We start from the raw sequence: 17,389 nt of genomic DNA on the forward strand, positions 1-17,389 counted from the left end.
CCGGCAAGTGATGAACGCGTGCGCGCGGGAATTCGCGATACTTTCCGGCCATCATGCTAGCCCCTGAAGCGGCTGTACGGACTTGGCGGGCACCGATTGATAGTATCGCGTCATGAGATCCATGCGCCGGGTTGCACCGTCCGAGAAACGGCACAGCCACGGTGCATAAGCGGCGGAAAGAAGGCCGTATCGCTCTCGACGCCGGATGAGCCGCCACTTTCCCGTCTGCGTGAGAAAGGCGTGTGTCAGCTCCGGGCGCTGCTCATCGATAATGAGCTGATAGAGGAAATAGAAGAAGCACAAGGTTCCATGCGCATAACTCGAGGACGCGCGGCCCTCCTGCTCGGCGATTTTTCTTTCGATCGTGAGTATGCAATCCGCAGCGCGGCGCACGGTGTCATGGGTGACGGCAGCACCAATATCGTGAAGGGCGCCGGGATCGTCGCAGAGAGACTGTCGTTCAAGGTTCTCGGCCACGATCTTCAAGTGGGTTCGCCGCATTTGCCGCTTGTGCCTGCTTGAGACGCTGTCGCTATGAATGCGATAGGCGACCAGGCTCTCATCGATCATCGCTGCTGGAAATTGTCGTGCGATGCGTCCGAAGAGATCGAAATCCTCGGCATGGACATAGCCTGCATCGTACACCAGCATGTCTTCGGGAATGACATTGCGGTTGTACATCACTGTCGAATGCAGGAAGATGGTAAAAAACATCGACAAGATGTGCCAATCGCCAGTCTGATAGATTGGATTTGGCCTGCCGCGGACCACCCGGTTGCCGAGAAGCTGATCGATGCCGGTGCCGCTGATGGCGAGCTGAGGCTGTCGGGCAAAGAGCGCGACCTGACACGAGAAGCGCGACGGGTAGGAAATATCGTCCGCATCCATTCTGGCGATGAGATCGCCTTTCGCCAAGGTGATTCCCTCGTTCAGCGTCGTAATCAGCCCACGATTTTCCCGTGAGACGATCCGGATGCGATTGTCGGCGTTTTGATATCGTTGGAGGACCTCCAGCGAGCCATCGGTCGATCCGTCGTCAAGAGCGATGACCTCGAAGCGGGTGTAGTCCTGGCGCAGAATGCTTTCGAGTGCGGCGGCAACATGGGGTTCACCGTTATAGACCGGCAGCACGACGGAGATCAGTGGATCAGACATCCTTCAGCTCCCGCGTTCATCAGGGTTGGCGTAGCTCGGGCGATAGGCCGAAGCCTCATACCCCCGCTCGCCGGCAATGCTCGGCCGGGACGACGGCGTGCTCGGCCTCGCGGAGCTGACGTAGGGGAAATAGCGCTTGAGCTGGTTGAGCGGCCTCTCGAATGCCAGCCAGGAAATCGAAGCCAGCATCAATGTCGCTGCGGTCGCGACCACAAAACGACCGGGCCCCTGCTCTGAGACATTGACCGGGATCCAGGACTGAGCCTTGACGACCAGCGACAGCACAACTGGATGAAATAGGTAAACCCCGTAACTCATACGTCCGATCGCGGTACTCGTCGGTCGTTCCAGCATTCGGCCGAATGCGCCCTGCATGCCCGATGAGCAGCATCCGACCAGCATGACGAGGGGTATGAGGGGAAACACCTCTCCGCCGATCCATGTCACCCATTCCAGGGGCGGTGTCATAGACACCGACTTCAACCATAGGAACGTGATCGAGGCTATGGTTAAGGGCACGACACTTAGCCCAATCCATCTGGGCCCAATCCATAGGGGCCAAGCCTCGGTTTTCCTGCGGTAGACGGCAAGGAGAGCGCCGGACACCAGCGCATCGACGGACGCCGGAGGAAGGAGGTCTCGCGCCAGGGATGGTGTGCCCGTAAATGGCCAATAGAGGCGATAGGCCAGCGAGAATGCTATGACGGCGACGCAAACAGGCGCAATCAGCCGGCGCGGAGCCAGCAGGATCACCAGAGGCCAGGCGATATAGAACTGTTCCTCGATGCTCAAGCTCCAGGCGTGACACAACACCCAGGGCGTCCATTCGTTTCGAAGCGCATACCAGAAGTTCGACAGATACAGCGCGTGCCACTTGAGGCTGCCCCGGGCGCCCTCAAGGTTGACAAACCATATGAAGCCCAACATCGCGAAGTAAGGAGGAAATATGCGCAGTGCGCGGCGAATGTAGAATGCCTTCAGCGCCGCACTCGGCTGGTAGTCGGCAAAGGAACGTGCGTCCAGCAGGAGCCGGGTTATCAGAAAGCCGCTGAGGACGAAGAACAGACGTACGCCGAGATGGCCCAGGACTGATCCATTGACCGCAAAGAAATGGTGATAGAGGACCATTGTGACTGCGAGAGTCCGAAGTCCGTCCAGTTGCCGGTCGCGAGACATGAATCTCCTTGGCCGATCGGGACTCGCTCCTTGTGAGAGCCTTCCTCGATGGCATTCTTGCAGCTCGCATTGCTGCTGATTGTGCCGTCCCGGACGAGACGAACTGAAGTATCGACGCAGGCGCGAAAATTCTGGCGGAATCGGGCCAAACTGTGACCCTGGCGTGTGATCAGACTTTGGTCCGATGCCTGCGCGACAAGGTTTGCGTCGATCTCGGGGCTTCGCGTGTCGGCACTGATCCTCCAATTCTGCAGCCCAGATCGGGTTCCAAAAACCGCTCGTGGGCACCCGGAACATAACGGCTTGTCGATTGCCAGCTGACATCAGACGAGCCGCTGGCCCAGATGCACGAAAGCTATTTGGTGCTCGCTACGAGCGCGTGAATTGCGCTCTCATTGCGGGGAGGGGAGAGGTCGTCGGGCCCTCATCGAGGCGCGATGTTGCAAACCAAAGTCGAGGCTATTTCTGCATGACCCTTTGCCGAAATTGAATTGGTCAGCGGGCGCAAGTTCGCGTCAATGTGCCGGCCTGGGCCAAACAGTCGAAATGAGGGTTGCATGAGCAGGATCGTCTTTGTTCACGGGTCTTTCGTCCCCGAGGAGGAGGCGCGAATCAGTCTTTTCGATCGCGGCTTCCTGTTCGGCGACGCGGTCTACGAGGTCACGGCCGTGATCGATGGCCGGATGATTGACAACGATCTGCATCTGGCTCGGTTCGCCCGTTCTCTGAAGGAGATGAACATTCCTCTGGCCTTGTCTCTGGATCGCATCGTCTCGATCCAGTTGGAGCTGATCGAACGCAATGCCCTGCAGCACGGCACCGTCTATCTTCAGGTTTCGCGAGGCGAGGCCGATCGTGACTTTCTATACAGCGACAAGATGGAGCCGAAGCTGATCGGCTTCACCCAGGCGAAGCGGCTTACGGGAACCGCGGCGCAGCGCGACGGAATCTCCGTCGACCTGGCTCCGGATCAGCGCTGGCAGAGGCGGGACATCAAGACGGCAATGCTGCTCGCACAGGTCATGGCCAAACAGGCTGCACGCGCGGGAGGCTACGACGATGTCTGGTTGGTCGAGGACGGGCTGGTGACGGAAGGCGCGTCTTCAACTGCGCATATCATCACCGCGGATCGACGAATCCTCACCCGTCCCGCTTCCCGTGCCACGCTGCCGGGCTGTACGCAGCGCGCCGTTGCACGTTTATGTGCCGAACAGGGATTGCTCTTCGAAGAGCGTGCCTTTACGCCCGACGAAGCACAGGGCGCCGCCGAGGCGTTCCAGACCTCGGCCTCGAGTCTGGTCATGCCGGTCGTGCGCATTGCCGACAAGTCGATCGGCGACGGCAAGCCTGGCCCGATGACGCGTCACCTCCAGACGCTCTATCTGAAGGCGGCTGGCGTTCAGGCATAGACAAGAGAACAGAGATGAAAACAGCGCGGGAACTCGGACTGATATTTGAGGGAGTAATGGCTCCCGGACCGGAAAACGCCATTACCGATGTGCCTGGCGTGGCGGTTGGGCACCGCTCGCTTCGCGCCGAAGGCATCCATACGGGCGTAACCGCCATTGTTCCTCATCCAGGCGACATCTTTCGCAGGAAGCCGCGTGCGGCGGTCGAGGTGATAAACGGCTTCGGCAAGTCGGCGGGACTGATGCAGGTCGCCGAACTCGGCACGATCGAGACACCGATTCTCCTGACCAATACGTTTGGTGTGGCCGCCTGCACCGAAGCGCTGATTCGCCGTGCGATCGCGGCAAATCCGGCCATCGGGCGCAAGACCTCAACGGTCAACGGCCTCGTCTTCGAATGCAATGACGGTAGCATCAGTGACATCCAGGCCATGGCGGTAACGCCCGCCGACGCCTGCGCGGCGCTTGACGATGCACGGACGGGTGAGGTCGAGCAGGGTGCGGTCGGAGCCGGATCCGGCATGACGGCGTTCGGCTTCAAGGCTGGCATTGGTACCGCGTCGCGGCGACTGCGGATTGCGAAGCGTGATTTCACCTTGGGAGCACTGGTTCTTGCCAATTTCGGCGCTGCCGGCGATCTCATTCTGCCCGATGGTCGCCGTCCGGATCCTCGCCGTCCAGCCAGCCCGGAGCGGGGCTCCGTCATCGTAGTCATGGCGACGGATTTGCCGCTCGGCGATCGCCAGCTGCAGCGCGTCGCCAAACGCGGCGGTGCGGGGCTGGCGCGACTCGGTGCTTTCTGGGGCAATGGTAGCGGCGATATCTGCCTGTGCTTCACCACCGCCGATCCGGTCGATCATGAACCGGCGTCACCCATTACGGCCCAGGACCGGCTTTCCGACGCGTTCATCGACACCGCATTCCGCGCTGCCGCTGAAACCACACAGGAGGCGGTACTGAACGCGCTCTGCATGGCGCCTGCAACGCCCGGCCGCAACGGCCGCCTTTATCCCGCCCTTGCCGACTGGCTACAGGAGAACCCGCTGCAATGAAAGTTTTCATCTCTGCCGATATCGAAGGTACCGCAGGTATCGTTCATTGGGACGAGGCCGAGCGCACGCATGCCGACTGGAACGAGTTCCGCGCACTGATGACTGCCGAGGTCGTTGCTGCCTGCGACGGGGCTCGCGCTGCGGGAGCGACCGAGGTCGTGATCAAGGATGCCCATGACAGCGGGCGCAACCTGATCCTCGAGCGGTTGCCAGACTATGTCCGGATCGTGCGTGGCTGGTCGGGGCATCCCGATGCAATGATGTTCGGTCTCGATGCCGGTTTTGCGGCGGCGATCTACACCGGCTACCATTCCAAGGCAGGCAGCGAGGCCAATCCGCTCGCTCACACGTCCAACCTGCGCATATCGCGCCTGCTTCTGAACGGTGAGGTGGCTTCCGAATTCACCGTGAACGCCCTCTGCGCGGCGGGATATGGGGTGCCTTCCGTCTTCCTGTCTGGCGACGCGGCCATGTGCGCGGAAGCGGGCGCGATGGTGCCCGGTATGTCCACGGTGGCGACACTTGAGGGTAAAGGCCGTGCCTCCATGTCGGTCTCGCCCGCTTGGTCGCGCCGGCTTATCCGCGAGGGTGTGGCGTCCGCGCTGTCGGCGGATTTCAGCCAGACGCTCCCCGACCGGGCCGAGCGCTACGAAGTGGTGATCGAGTTCAACAATCCGACCGACGCCTATCGTGCTGGCTGGTACCCGGGCGCACGAGCCCATGGTCCACGCGCCGTTGCTTTCGTCAATGCGGATTTTGCAGAAATCCTGCGTGCACTCGTTTTCATGAAGGTCTGAACCTGTCGTTTCGTGAGCCGGTCGTCAGGCCGGCTCGCGCTCCAGCAATTGCCCGGACATGCGCCAGAGTTCGTCGACCTTGCGATTGCGGCTCGCCGCGTGGCGGTAGAGTCGGATTTCGAGATCGAGATTCCACCCCTCGTCGTTCGAGGCGGGCACGAGGCGCCCTGACTCCATCTCGTCGCGTGCGAGGCTTTCAGGCAGCCAGCAGACGCCCGCTCCCGCAAGCGCCATGTTCATCAAACCGGCACTGATCGTATTCTCATGTGTCGTCCGGCGACGAAATGGCGGGCGGCGAAGCAGAAGACGCGAGAGAGCTACGCCGAAGAACGAATTGAAGCCGTAGCTGAGATAGGGGATTGCCAGCCGCTGCTGCTCGACGGCCCGATCCAGCAAATTTCTTCCGGCTTGCGATTGGCCGGCTACGACGACGTTCGGCGCCACCAGAGGGATCAGCCGGTCGTGGGCGACGGTCAGCCACGCGAATTTGCCGCGGTCGAGATGGAATGGCACCTCCGGATGGGCATAGGTCAGGAAGAAATCGGCCTCGTCGCCAACGAGCGCATCCAGGTTCGCCTCGATGCCACCTCGGTCCGGTATCAGCGAGGTGTTGAACGCTCCCCCTGCTTTCTCCAACGCCCGTAACCATTGCGGAAAGAATGTAACCGTCAGCGTGTGCAGTGCCGCGAAGCGAATGAGGCCGGGTTCATGTGACGGACGCAGGGCCTCTCGCGCCGCATAGCATGACCGGATCGTTTCCTGTGCGACGGGCAGGAAATTCCGGCCGGCCGGCGTCAACTCGGCAGGCATCGCCGCGCGGCTGATCAAGGTCGCGCCCAGCCATCCCTCGAGCTGCTTGATTCGGCGGCTGAAGGCCGGTTGTGTCACGTTGCGCAGTTCAGCCGCTCTCGAGAAACTGGAGGTGTCCGCAAGGGTCACGAAGTCCTCCAGCCATTTGATTTCCATTCCATTCTCCTCCCCAATGCTCCTCGCCCAATCCAGCATAAGTCATTCATCTTGAATAGATATGCCAAATTCGCATGAGGTTGTGCCAAAACCGAATTGGCCAAGCCTGCCACAAGCTTTCACCTTGTCACACGACAGAAATTCATGGACGGCGCGAGCGCTTCGCATCGCCTGTCCTTAATGCCGGGTTCGTCCGGGTCGTGACAACGGAGCAGTCAATGGCAGTCAGAATTGAAGCCGATCTCATCCTTCACAACGGCCGCATATGGTGCGGTCGCGAGGAAGGATCCTGCGAGGCGGTGGCCGTCTGGCAGGGAAAGGTTCTCGCAACCGGCAGCAGTGCAGAAATGCTGAGCCTTAGGGGATCGCGCACCGAGGTCATCGATCTGGACGGCCGTTTTGCCAGCCCCGGGCTGATCGACAACCATCTGCACCTGATTTCGACCGGCATCGTCATGGGCTGGGTGGACGCGACGCCTGCCGCGGCCCCCACCCACGCCGCGCTGATGCGTCAGATCGCCGAACGCGCGGCGGTGACGCCGAAGGGCGAGTGGGTTCGCGCACGTGGCTATGATCAGGTCAAGCTCGATACGGGCCGGCATCCGACACGCGCGGACCTTGATCTCGCTGCGCCGGATCATCCGGTACTGGTGACGCGGGCGTGCGGCCATGTGGCGATCGCCAATTCGAGAGCTTTGATGCTGGCAGGCGTGACCGAGGCGACACCGGTGCCGGATGGCGGCGTCATCGGCCTGACGGACGGCAAACTGAACGGCCTTCTGGCGGAGAACGCCATGAACCTCGTCAAGGCCGTGATCCCGTCTGCCACGACTGCCGAACTGATCGATGGGATCGAGCGCGCCGGTCAATATCTCTTGTCCCTCGGCATCACGAGTTGCATGGACGCCGCCGTCGGGCAGCTTTCCGGCTTTGCGGAAATTCAGGCCTATGAAATGGCCAAGATCGCGGGTCGCTTGCCCGTGCGCGTCTGGCTGACCCTTCTTGGTGATCCCGGCGTGTCGATCGTCGAGGATTGCTGGCGCGCGGGCCTCATCTCCGGCGCCGGCGACGACATGCTGCGCGTTGGCGCGGTGAAAATATTCCTTGATGGATCGGCCGGTGGACGCACGGCGTGGATGACGAAGCCTTACAAGGACGAGCCGGAAAACCTCGGCGTGCAGATGCTGCCCGACGCAGTCGTCGAGGAGATCGTGCAGTCCTGTCATGACCGGGGCTACCAAATGGCTTGCCATGCAATCGGCGACGGCGCCATCGAGCAGTTGATCACGGCCTATGAGAAGGCGCTTGCCGCCAATCCTGATCCGGATCGCCGCCACCGTGTGGAGCATTGCGGCTATCCGTCTCCGGAGCAAAACGCCCGCATGAAGGCGGCGGGCATTCTGCCGGCGCCGCAGATGGCCTTCATTCACGATTTCGGCGACAGCTATATCTCCGTCCTCGGCGAGGAGCGCGGCGTCAAATCCTACCCGATCGGCACGTGGGCGCGCATGGGGCTCAAACCCTCCACCGGCTCCGACTCACCGGTCTGCTCGCCCAATCCTTTCCCCGACCTCTACGCGATGATCACCCGCCAGACCGGCAAGGGCACCGTCATGGATGCCTCCGAGAAGCTTGGTCGCGAGGAGGCGCTCCAGGCCTACACGGAATACGGTGCCCATTCGCAGAAGGCTGAAAACGTGAAGGGGCGGCTGGTCGCTGGTCAGTGGGCTGACATCGCGGTCTTCGACAATGATCTTCTCACCGCATCGCCCGAGGCGATCCTGTCGGATACGCGCTGCCTGCTGACGCTGCTGGCGGGCCGCGTTGTGCACGACGCGCGAGGCTGAGCCACTCAAAAAAATAACTGACACGATGCCGAAAAGGGAACCCGGCACAAAGAGGGAGAACGAAATGCTGAAGAGACTTTCAATCGCTGCGATGCTCAGCCTGGGCGTCGCGACCATGGCGTTTGCGGAGGGCGAGCGTCATGGCGGTACACTTGTATTCACCGCGCCTTATGGCTCCAGTTTCGCGACGCTGGATGTTCAGTCGAGCCCCAACACGCAGGAAGAATTCATCACCCAGGCCATTCACCGGGCGCTGTACAGCTGGGACTCGATCAACAACAAGCCGGTTCTGGAATTGGCGACCTCGGCTGATGTCTCCGAGGACGGGACGACCTACACCTATCATCTGCGCGACAACGCCGTCTTTCACAATGGCAAGCCGCTGACGGCCGATGACATCATCTACAGCTACAAGCGCATCGGCAATCCGAAGAACGCGTTCCCCGGTGCCAGCTATATCGCCATCATCAAGGGCGCCGACGACTATATCGCCGGCAAGGCGCAAGACATCAGCGGCCTGAAGAAGATCGATGATCACACGCTGCAGGTGACCTATACCGGGCCAATCAATCCCGGCTTTTCGTTGATGCAGAACACGACGGTGATCTATCCCTCGAACGTCGCGGACGAGTCGACTTTCGGCAAAGATCCGATCGGTCTCGGCGCCTTCGCCTTCAAGGAATACACGCCTGGCTCGCAGGTCGTCGTGGAGAAGTTCGACAAGTACTACGAGAAGGGCAAGCCCTATCTCGACCGTGTGAAGATCGTGCTGATGGGTGAGGATTCCGCCCGCGACGTGGCCTTCCGCAACAAGGAAATCGACGTGTCGATCCTTGGGCCCACCCAGTATCAAGCTTACCAGGGTGAGGATGCCCTGAAGGACCATCTGCTGGAGGTCGCCGAGGTCTACACCCGCAACATCGGCTTCAATCCGGCCTTCGAGCCGTTCAAGGACAAGCGGGTGCGTCAGGCCATCAACTACGCAATCAACACGCCGCTGATCGTCGAACGCCTGGTCAAGAACAAGGCCTATCCCGCTTCCGGCTGGCTGCCGCTCTCCTCGCCGGCGTTCGACAAGGATAAGCCTGCCTATGCCTACGACCCGGAAAAAGCCAAGGCGCTTCTCGCAGAAGCCGGTTATGCCAAAGGCTTCTCCTTCGAAGTGACCGCCAGCCCGAACGAAAGCTGGGGCGTGCCGATCGTCGAAGCCGTCCTGCCGATGCTGCAGAAGGTCGGCATCACGGTGAAGCCGAAGCCGGTTGAAAGCTCGGCACTCGGCGACGCAGTGACGTCGAACAATTTCCAGGCCTTCATCTGGTCGAACCTCTCCGGCCCGGATCCGCTGCAGGCGCTTCGCTGCTACTACTCCAAGACGCCGCAGTCGGCCTGCAACTACGAGAGCTTCTCGAACGCCGATTTCGACAAACTCTACGAGGCAGCGCAGCAGGAACGCGACCCGGCCAAGCAGAACGAACTGCTACGCCAGGCGAACAACCTGATCCAGGACGAAGCACCGATCTGGTTCTTCAACTACAACAAGGCGGTGATGGCATACCAGCCGTGGATCCACGGGCTTGTTCCGAATGCGACGGAACTGGCCATCCAGCCTTACGATGAAATCTGGATCGACGACACGGCGCCGGACTCGCGCAGCTAATCCGGGAGTTCATGCCGGTGGCCGCGGGATTTCCCGCGGCCACTCGAATTCGCATTGCCGCGCGCCTCCCTAAAGGGCGACCAAAACGGGTTTGTTCATGCTTCGCTTCACTCTGCGCCGCGTCCTGCAGATCGTGCCGACGGTGATCGTCGTGGCGTTGTTGATCTTCGTCATCTTCAGCGTTGTGCCGGGCAGCTTTGCCACCAGCCTTCTTGCCGACGGCAAGCGCACCGCTGACCCACAGCTGATTGCCCACCTCAACCAGGAATTCGGCCTCGACAAGCCGCTGACGGAGCGGTTCGTGAAATACGTCACCGACCTTGCGCGGCTCGACCTCGGGACCAGCTTTCGAAGTCGCCAGCCGGTGCTCGATCTGATCGGCGACCGCATGTGGGCTTCGCTGGAACTAGCGCTCGCCGCCATGGCGTTCGCGGTCGTGGTCGGCGTGCCGCTCGGCTTTCTCGCCGCTCTCCGTCCCGGATCGATTCTCGACACGACGACGATGATCGGCGCGGTCTCGGGTCTTTCCATGCCCCAGTTCTGGCTCGGGCTCCTGATGATGTACGTCTTTGCGCTTCATCTGAACTGGCTGCCGAGCTTCGGCTATGGCGACGGATCGTTCCGTAACCTGATCCTGCCCGCCGTCACGCTCGGCGTTACGCCGCTGGCGCTTCTGGCACGCACCACGCGGGCAGGGGTTCTCGACGTGCTGAACGCCGATTTCATTCGCACCGCGCATTCGAAGGGTATGAGCGAAGCCAAGGTCGTGCGCTGGCACGTGATGCGCAACGCTCTCGTACTGATCGTGACAACAGTCGGCCTGCAATTCGGTTCGCTGATCGGGCAGGCCGTGGTGATCGAGAAACTTTTCGCCTGGCCTGGCATCGGCTCGCTCCTGGTGGACAGCGTGGCGATCCGCGACATTCCCGCGGTGCAGGGGACAATCCTGGTCATCGTCCTCTGGTTCCTCGTCATCAACACCCTTGTCGACCTGATCTACGCGGCGATCGACCCGCGCATCAAGCAGGGGTGAGGCGATGCGCTTTGGTTTCAATTTCATCCTCGGCGCGCTTCTCACGGTGCTCGTCATCCTCGCCGGCATCTTTGCTCCCTGGATCGCGCCGTTTGATCCGGTGTTGAATGCCGATCTGATGAATGCCGAATTGCCGCCCGATGCCACATTCTGGTTTGGTACGGACGCTCAGGGCCGCGACGTCTTTACCCGCATCCTCTTTGGTGCGCAGATTTCGCTGACCGTCGGGATCGTCTCGCAGGTCATCAACTCCATCATCGGCTGCACGCTCGGCATGACTGCCGGCTACTGGGGCGGCTGGTGGGACGATCTCGTAAACGGTCTCACAAACGTCATGCTTGCCATCCCCTCCTTGATCTTCGCGCTGGCGGTCATGGCCGTACTTGGCCCGGGCCTGCCATCACTGCTGATTGCCCTGGGGCTCACGAACTGGAGCTGGACGTGCCGCATTGCGCGCTCCTCCACCCTGTCGCTGAAGTCTCAGGGATATGTGCAGGCTGCACAGACGCTTGGCTACGGCGATCTGCGCATCATGTTCACGCAGATCCTGCCCAACATGATGGGTCCGATCCTTGTCATGGCGACGCTGGGCATGGGCTCGGCGGTGCTTTCAGAGGCGGCTCTCTCCTTCCTCGGACTTGGCGTCCAGCCCCCCTTTCCAAGCTGGGGCTCGATGCTGACGGATGCGCGCCAGTTGATCCGGACCGCACCCTGGGTCGCGGTGTTTCCGGGGCTTGCCATCTTTCTCTCGGTGCTGGGCTTCAACCTTCTGGGCGATGGGCTGCGCGACAGGCTCGATCCGCATATGAGGACGCGCACGCCATGACTGCTCCGCTTCTCGACATCAAGGAACTCAAGCTCGATGTTTCGGCCGGGCGCTCTCTTCTTCCGATCCTCAAGGGCGTCTCGTTCCAGATCATGCCGGGTGAGGCCTATGGGCTCGTGGGCGAATCAGGTTCTGGTAAATCGGTGACGTCACTTGCCGTGATGGGTCTCCTGAAAAGGCCCTTGCGCGTTTCGGGCGGTGAGGTCGTCTTCAAGGGCCAGAACCTGCTCGCCCTGCCGAAGCGGGAGATGAGACGGCTGCGGGGAAACCGCGTCGCCATGATCTTCCAGGAGCCGATGACGGCGCTCAATCCGCTCGCCACGGTCGGGCGCCAGATCGCCGAGATGTTCGTCCTGCACCAGGGCAAGGACTGGGGCGAAGCGATGAAACTTGCCGTAGACGCGCTCGCAAGCGTGCGCGTGCCCAATCCGGACCGACGCGCTTCGAACTATCCGCACCAGATGTCGGGCGGCTTGCGCCAGCGCGTGATGATCGCCATGGCGCTCGCATGCAATCCCGACATCTTGATCGCGGATGAGCCGACAACGGCGTTGGACGTGACCGTTCAGGCCGAAGTGTTGCGGTTGATCAAGGAACTCTGCGCCGCGCGCGGCACCGCGGTCCTGTTCATCAGCCACGATCTCGGCGTGATCGCCAGTGTTTGCCAGCGGGTGGGAGTGATGTATGCCGGTTGCCTGGTGGAGGAGAACGATACCGCTCTGCTGTTTTCCGATCCGAGGCACGAGTACACGCGCGGGCTTCTCGGAGCGCTGCCGCGGCTGGGGAGCCGCAGCCTGCATGGACGCCAGCGCCTGGTAGACATCGACAGCATCATCGCCGATCGCTCGAAGTTGACCGAGACGCGGTTCATTGCGCCACGCCGCGACGAAGGAGGAAAGCCGTGACCGGGTCTTTGCTGCAAGTGGACGACCTGCATGTGCGCTTTCCGGTGTCTGGCGGAGGGCTTTTGGGAACCGGACGGCGGACGCTTTACGCCGTAAACGGCATCAGCTTCGAATTGGGCAAGGGTGAGTGTCTGTCGATCGTTGGCGAATCAGGCTGCGGCAAGTCCACGACGGCGCTGTCGATCCTCGGTCTGCAGGCGCCGACCTCAGGAACGATCCGCTACCGGGGTCAACCGCTGACCGGACCTGGTGCGCCGGGGCGCATGCAGCGCGCCAAGGCGGTGCAGATGGTGTTTCAGGATCCGTACGCCTCGCTGAATCCCCGCCAATCGATAAGGGCTTCGCTCGCCGCACCCTTGCGCCTTCATGGCATCAAATCGGCATCGGAGATTTCCGACAGGATCGAGGCAATGCTGATCAATGTCGGGTTGAAGCCGGAACAGGCCAGTCGCTACCCGCACGAGTTCTCGGGCGGGCAGCGCCAGCGCATCGGCATTGCTCGCGCACTCATCCTCGAGCCCGAGATCGTCGTATTGGACGAACCGGTGTCGGCCCTCGACGTCTCGATCCGAGCGCAGATCATCAATCTTCTTCTGGATCTGCAGGAAAAGCTCGGTCTTTCCTATTTGATGATCAGCCATGACCTAAGCGTGGTGGAGCACATGAGCGATCGTGTGCTGGTGATGTTCTTCGGCCAGGTCGTCGAGGAAGGTGGGTGGCAACAGATCTTCGAGACGCCGGCCCATCCCTATACGCGCCGCCTTATAGGGGCCATTCCCGATCCCAAAATCGCCATGAGCGGGCAGCCGAGGGCGAAGCGTTTCCATGATGCCCAGCTCCCGGCCGGACGCGGTTTCGGATCGGACGGGAGCCCGGCACCGGATGTCTTTGCCGCGCCGATCCCGTCGGAACTGGTCGAAATCGCCGACAATCACAGGGTGAGGCTGTCCGTCGCGGCTTGATTGGATTTCCTGGTTGATTTCCGGTAAAAGCGGCCCCGAATTGACGACTGTCTGATCGGGCTCGTTCTCGAGCGAGGCATCATGGCCTTATCGACGCATTGAGCAAGTTTGCGGATGTGCCATTCGCAATGCTGACGGACAGTACCTGCGAAGGGAATTCGCAGAGCGGGCCGAAGCTTCCGGACAACGAGAGTGGGCGAAGCTGCAAGTGCTTTTGCCTGATCACAGTTGACTATCGATGCATACTACCTTTTCGGTAGGCGGCAGCGCTATTCTGCGAAGTTCAACGCGATGCAACTTATTGTAACTTGTGCTGGCGTCACTCTTTTTTCAAAGGAAGCTAGCATGTCATCTCCCGATGATCGGAAGTTGCCCCTCAATACCGCGCGCAGGCATTTTCTAGGTGTGGCGGCTGCGGCCGGTGCACGTTTCGCAAGCGTCGCAACCATAGCAGCGGCAGTCTCATCGTCTCCTGCGCGTGCAATGGGCCGGCGCTGGGGGCGCGGTCACTCCGGTGGAGGCGGGAACGGCAATTCTGGTGGAAACGCTGGCGGTGGCGGCGGTGGCGGCGGCGCGCAGTGCTTCCTGCGCGGGACGTCGATCCTCACCGATCGTGGTGAAAAGCGTGTTGAGGATCTTCGCATCGGTGATCGCGTGGCGCTTGCGGACGGAGATGCCCGACGGATCAAGTGGGTCGGTCGCCAGGTGTTCAAGAAAAGTGGTGCACGCTGGCAGGAGGGTGTCGTGCCGATCCGGGTCCTGCGTCATGCGCTGGATGATTGCGCGCCACATTCTGATCTCTATCTATCGCCAGGCCATGCTCTGTTCCTGAATGGCGTTTTGATCCGGGTGCGTGATCTCGTGAACGGTACGACGATTGCGCCGATCCTTCCTGCCGACGACACGATGATCGAGTACTATGCGGTCTTGCTCGATACCCATGAGGTAGTTCTTGCCGAAGGCGCCGCGGCCGAGACGTTCCACATTTCAAGCGGCAATCACGAAAACTTCTCAAACTTTGCAGAGTACGAGCGCCTCTACGCCATTGAGGGCCGCACTGCAATGACGTCCTATGCCCCGGTTGCCGGCGAGGAAGGCGGTTGGAAGCATTTGAAATCGCTTTTGCTGCTTGGTGCGTCACGTTTGATTCCGATGCGTGACCCATACGAAGAGGCGTGCGAGAAGATCAACGCCCGCGCCAGGGAACTGTCGAGCTGATACCGCGCCGCTGGCGCGCCTGCGGCAAAGGGATAGCAAGATCGAGGCCTGTTCGCCGGCCAGCCGTGTCGGCTGTCGAACACCTCATCCAGCGACGTGGTGTCGAATGTGACGAGAAAGCGCTGGGCCTCGTCAGCAAGACATCTGACAGGCTCGCGTCAGTCGACAAACTCGACAGTCACGCCTGGTTTTACCATCGCGGCCAATTCCTCGGCGTCCCAGTTGGTCAGGCGGACGCATCCATGTGATCCGATCTTGTCGATAAGGGAGGGTTCCGGTGTGCCGTGAATTCCATAGGTCGGCTCTGTCAGATCGATCCAGATGGTTCCAACCGGACCGTTGGGACCTTTGGGCAGCGTTAGGGGCCTTTTGTTCTTTCCCTGCTGAAAGTTGATTTTCGGATCGTAACTGTATGGCGGCATTCGCGCGACGCCCTTGACCTTGTGGGTTCCTGACGGCGAAGGCGTTTGCCTGCTGCCGATCGTGGCGGGATAAACGGCCAGCAGGGAGCCATCCTTGCCAAACGCCAGGACTTGCCCAATTCGTCGTCGCACTTCAATCCTCTTGACCATATCTTCTTTCGCGCTGCCGGGCATCGCCACCAGTATTGTCTTTCCGACCGTAAACGGCGTGCCGGCGTTCAGCGCCTTCAGAAGATCGATGTCCATGTGGAATCGCTCGGACAGTTTCTCGGCAACACTTGTGTATCCGAGGTACCTCATCCTGGCTTGCCTGGCGTAGTCTTTGGGAATGCGGTCGACGAGATCTTGTGTGTCTTCCGGGGAGATTGCATAGGTCCCGATGACTGGCTGGTCGTCAAGCAAGAGGCGAATGACCTCAGGATCCAGCTTTCCATCGGTCGGGATTCCCCGCATGGCTTCCAGGCCAGCGATCGCCTTGGTGACGTTCTCGCCGTAATGCCCGTCTATCACCCCGGGAGACGACCCCAAGCGATCCAGAAGCACCTGCAAACGTATAACAGCAGGCTCTGGTCGAGGGGAGGCTTTGGCTGGTCGCTCGGCTGGAATGGAGTCGAGCGAGGCACCGTTGATGGTTTCCGCACCAAGCTCCTGGGCGCTTGCGTTGCCAAGCAGGCCCAGGGTCAGCGACACGACGAGAAAGATCGTTGTTTTCATGAGCGTGAAATCTACGACCGGCCAAGTTGTTCCAACGGCGGCGTCCGTTGAGGCAGTCGGAAGTTCAATATCATCAAACGGTATGCAGAATGCTTTCACGCGGTTCACTGCACCGCGACACTGTTACAGATCACTCGCTGAGCGGGTTCTCGGGAGATCCGGATTGCAAGACTACGGCCTTAGAGAACGTAGCTGATCGGATCGTTGCTGACCGGATGCGGAAAGACACCCATTTCCAGATCGAAGACCGACTTGAGCACATCGGACCTTACGATGTCGGCTGGCGTGCCGTGTGCCGAGATGCGGCCTTTCCTCAAGGCCACGATCTCGTCGCAATAGCGGGCGGCCAGATTGATATCGTGGAGGACGACGACGATCGTTAGCCGGCGCTCGTGGCTGAGTTCGCGCAGCAGCGCCAACACGCTGTCCTGGTGTAGCAGATCCAGCGCGGAGGTCGGCTCATCAAGAAGCAGGCACTGTGCATTCTGTGCCAGCATCATGGCGATCCAGGCGCGTTGCCGCTCGCCGCCGGACATGCTTGCGACCGGGCTGTCTGCAAAACGCTCGAGATCGGTTCGCTCTATGGCCTCGTCGACGAGAATCTGATCGGCGCTGGTGAAACGGCCGAGCGTGCCGTGCCACGGGAATCGGCCAAGCGCCACCAGTTCACGAACCGTCATGAAATCGGTCGCTGGTGTGAACTGCGGCATGTAGGCAACCTGCCGGGCGAAGGGTCTGGCGCCCCAGCGCGAAATCGCCTCGCCTTTCAGCATGACCCCACCGGAGGTCGGGTCAATCTGTCGGGCTATGATCTTCAAAAGCGTGCTCTTGCCGCTACCGTTCTGCCCAACCAGACCGTAGATGTGTCCGCTCTTCAACGTCAGGTCTATCCCGGAAAGGATGCTCTTTCCTGCCGCGTGATAGGCAATCTGTGACGTTGTCAGGAAGGGTGTCGACATGCGGCTTCTCTTTGCTTGCATCAGATAGCGATCGCGGCTCTGTACGCGCTCGTGCAAAACTTTACCGTTACTGTCAACTTATATATTCTCTGGCGAGCAGTTATTTCGAAATGAAGCTTGGCCGCTTTGAGACTGGTTGCCCCGCACGCCGTCTTAAAAAGATTGGCCCTTTCCGTCATTTCGCCAGCAGCGCCCGAAATCGATCTGGTCAAGTTGCGACAACTGGCCCTCCTAAGTCTTGCGAGTTGGTCGGAAAAACAGCAGCCTGCCATATACGCTGATCTACCGCAG

Annotated in this window: 15 protein-coding genes; 10 read left to right on the top strand and 5 right to left on the bottom strand. The window is 60.7% G+C overall.

Annotation, left to right across the window (positions count from 1 at the left end):
• Positions 1–51 precede the first annotated feature (51 nt).
• Positions 52–1,155 (bottom strand): glycosyltransferase family 2 protein, encoded by a 1,104-nt coding sequence (locus AC1DPR_RS13695; RefSeq protein ID WP_477816508.1) that lies wholly within the window; start codon positions 1,153–1,155, stop codon positions 52–54.
• A 3-nt stretch (positions 1,156–1,158) separates the two neighbouring features.
• Positions 1,159–2,331 carry an acyltransferase family protein gene (locus tag AC1DPR_RS13700; RefSeq protein WP_477816509.1) on the bottom strand — a complete coding sequence of 391 codons (1,173 nt, stop codon included), beginning with the start codon at positions 2,329–2,331 and terminating at the stop codon, positions 1,159–1,161.
• A 557-nt stretch (positions 2,332–2,888) separates the two neighbouring features.
• Between AC1DPR_RS13700 and AC1DPR_RS13705 the strand changes: the two genes are divergently transcribed.
• The 3 genes from AC1DPR_RS13705 to AC1DPR_RS13715 are packed head-to-tail and all read left to right on the top strand — an operon-like array spanning position 2,889 to position 5,589.
• The gene (locus AC1DPR_RS13705; RefSeq protein WP_477816510.1) at positions 2,889–3,740 is read left to right on the top strand and encodes a D-amino-acid transaminase; all 852 of its coding nucleotides are present in this window, start codon (positions 2,889–2,891) and stop codon (positions 3,738–3,740) included.
• Between the two features lie 14 nt (positions 3,741–3,754).
• Complete coding sequence (locus AC1DPR_RS13710; RefSeq protein ID WP_113160590.1) at positions 3,755–4,792, top strand: DmpA family aminopeptidase; 1,038 nt, start codon at positions 3,755–3,757, stop codon at positions 4,790–4,792.
• Entirely contained in the window at positions 4,789–5,589 is an 801-nt protein-coding gene (locus AC1DPR_RS13715; RefSeq protein WP_477816511.1) for a M55 family metallopeptidase, read from the top strand. Before AC1DPR_RS13710 ends, AC1DPR_RS13715 begins: the two co-directional genes overlap by 4 nt.
• Before the next feature lie 24 nt (positions 5,590–5,613).
• Here the strand turns inward: AC1DPR_RS13715 and AC1DPR_RS13720 are convergent, their stop codons facing one another.
• On the bottom strand, positions 5,614–6,555 hold the full coding sequence (locus AC1DPR_RS13720; RefSeq protein WP_477816512.1) for a LysR family transcriptional regulator: 942 nt from the start codon (positions 6,553–6,555) through the stop codon (positions 5,614–5,616).
• A 218-nt stretch (positions 6,556–6,773) separates the two neighbouring features.
• On the opposite strand from AC1DPR_RS13720, the gene AC1DPR_RS13725 reads away from it, so the two are divergent.
• The 7 genes from AC1DPR_RS13725 to AC1DPR_RS13755 all read left to right on the top strand — a co-directional run bounded on the left by AC1DPR_RS13725 (position 6,774) and on the right by AC1DPR_RS13755 (position 15,003).
• A complete protein-coding gene (locus tag AC1DPR_RS13725; RefSeq protein WP_477816513.1) occupies positions 6,774–8,402 on the top strand; it encodes an amidohydrolase in 1,629 nt (542 codons plus the stop codon).
• A gap of 64 nt (positions 8,403–8,466) precedes the next feature.
• Entirely contained in the window at positions 8,467–10,059 is a 1,593-nt protein-coding gene (locus AC1DPR_RS13730; protein WP_477816514.1) for an ABC transporter substrate-binding protein, read from the top strand.
• A 97-nt stretch (positions 10,060–10,156) separates the two neighbouring features.
• Complete coding sequence (locus tag AC1DPR_RS13735) at positions 10,157–11,092, top strand: ABC transporter permease (RefSeq protein WP_018858030.1); 936 nt, start codon at positions 10,157–10,159, stop codon at positions 11,090–11,092.
• A 4-nt stretch (positions 11,093–11,096) separates the two neighbouring features.
• Positions 11,097–11,918, top strand: coding sequence for an ABC transporter permease (locus AC1DPR_RS13740; protein ID WP_062369167.1), 822 nt, complete (start codon positions 11,097–11,099; stop codon positions 11,916–11,918).
• Complete coding sequence (locus tag AC1DPR_RS13745) at positions 11,915–12,823, top strand: ABC transporter ATP-binding protein (RefSeq protein ID WP_477816515.1); 909 nt, start codon at positions 11,915–11,917, stop codon at positions 12,821–12,823. The genes AC1DPR_RS13740 and AC1DPR_RS13745 overlap by 4 nt, the downstream gene beginning before the upstream one ends.
• On the top strand, positions 12,820–13,785 hold the full coding sequence (locus AC1DPR_RS13750; RefSeq protein WP_477816516.1) for an ATP-binding cassette domain-containing protein: 966 nt from the start codon (positions 12,820–12,822) through the stop codon (positions 13,783–13,785). Before AC1DPR_RS13745 ends, AC1DPR_RS13750 begins: the two co-directional genes overlap by 4 nt.
• Positions 13,786–14,130: 345 nt before the next feature.
• A complete protein-coding gene (locus AC1DPR_RS13755; RefSeq protein ID WP_477816517.1) occupies positions 14,131–15,003 on the top strand; it encodes a Hint domain-containing protein in 873 nt (290 codons plus the stop codon).
• A gap of 158 nt (positions 15,004–15,161) precedes the next feature.
• On the opposite strand, the gene AC1DPR_RS13760 is transcribed toward AC1DPR_RS13755, so the two are convergent.
• Both AC1DPR_RS13760 and AC1DPR_RS13765 read right to left on the bottom strand, forming a co-directional pair.
• Entirely contained in the window at positions 15,162–16,139 is a 978-nt protein-coding gene (locus tag AC1DPR_RS13760) for a L,D-transpeptidase family protein (RefSeq protein ID WP_477816518.1), read from the bottom strand.
• Between the two features lie 179 nt (positions 16,140–16,318).
• On the bottom strand, positions 16,319–17,098 hold the full coding sequence (locus AC1DPR_RS13765) for an ABC transporter ATP-binding protein (RefSeq protein ID WP_477816519.1): 780 nt from the start codon (positions 17,096–17,098) through the stop codon (positions 16,319–16,321).
• Positions 17,099–17,389: the final 291 nt, after the last annotated feature.

Source organism: Rhizobium sp. 01T417, from assembly GCF_056398905.1.

Coding starts and splice junctions, on each gene's coding strand:
- AC1DPR_RS13695 (WP_477816508.1), bottom strand. CDS start 1,155: ATGTCTGATCCACTGATCTCCGTCGTGCTGCCGGTCTATAACGGTGAA.
- AC1DPR_RS13700 (WP_477816509.1), bottom strand. CDS start 2,331: ATGTCTCGCGACCGGCAACTGGACGGACTTCGGACTCTCGCAGTCACA.
- AC1DPR_RS13705 (WP_477816510.1), top strand. CDS start 2,889: ATGAGCAGGATCGTCTTTGTTCACGGGTCTTTCGTCCCCGAGGAGGAG.
- AC1DPR_RS13710 (WP_113160590.1), top strand. CDS start 3,755: ATGAAAACAGCGCGGGAACTCGGACTGATATTTGAGGGAGTAATGGCT.
- AC1DPR_RS13715 (WP_477816511.1), top strand. CDS start 4,789: ATGAAAGTTTTCATCTCTGCCGATATCGAAGGTACCGCAGGTATCGTT.
- AC1DPR_RS13720 (WP_477816512.1), bottom strand. CDS start 6,555: ATGGAAATCAAATGGCTGGAGGACTTCGTGACCCTTGCGGACACCTCC.
- AC1DPR_RS13725 (WP_477816513.1), top strand. CDS start 6,774: ATGGCAGTCAGAATTGAAGCCGATCTCATCCTTCACAACGGCCGCATA.
- AC1DPR_RS13730 (WP_477816514.1), top strand. CDS start 8,467: ATGCTGAAGAGACTTTCAATCGCTGCGATGCTCAGCCTGGGCGTCGCG.
- AC1DPR_RS13735 (WP_018858030.1), top strand. CDS start 10,157: ATGCTTCGCTTCACTCTGCGCCGCGTCCTGCAGATCGTGCCGACGGTG.
- AC1DPR_RS13740 (WP_062369167.1), top strand. CDS start 11,097: ATGCGCTTTGGTTTCAATTTCATCCTCGGCGCGCTTCTCACGGTGCTC.
- AC1DPR_RS13745 (WP_477816515.1), top strand. CDS start 11,915: ATGACTGCTCCGCTTCTCGACATCAAGGAACTCAAGCTCGATGTTTCG.
- AC1DPR_RS13755 (WP_477816517.1), top strand. CDS start 14,131: ATGTCATCTCCCGATGATCGGAAGTTGCCCCTCAATACCGCGCGCAGG.
- AC1DPR_RS13760 (WP_477816518.1), bottom strand. CDS start 16,139: ATGAAAACAACGATCTTTCTCGTCGTGTCGCTGACCCTGGGCCTGCTT.
- AC1DPR_RS13765 (WP_477816519.1), bottom strand. CDS start 17,098: ATGTCGACACCCTTCCTGACAACGTCACAGATTGCCTATCACGCGGCA.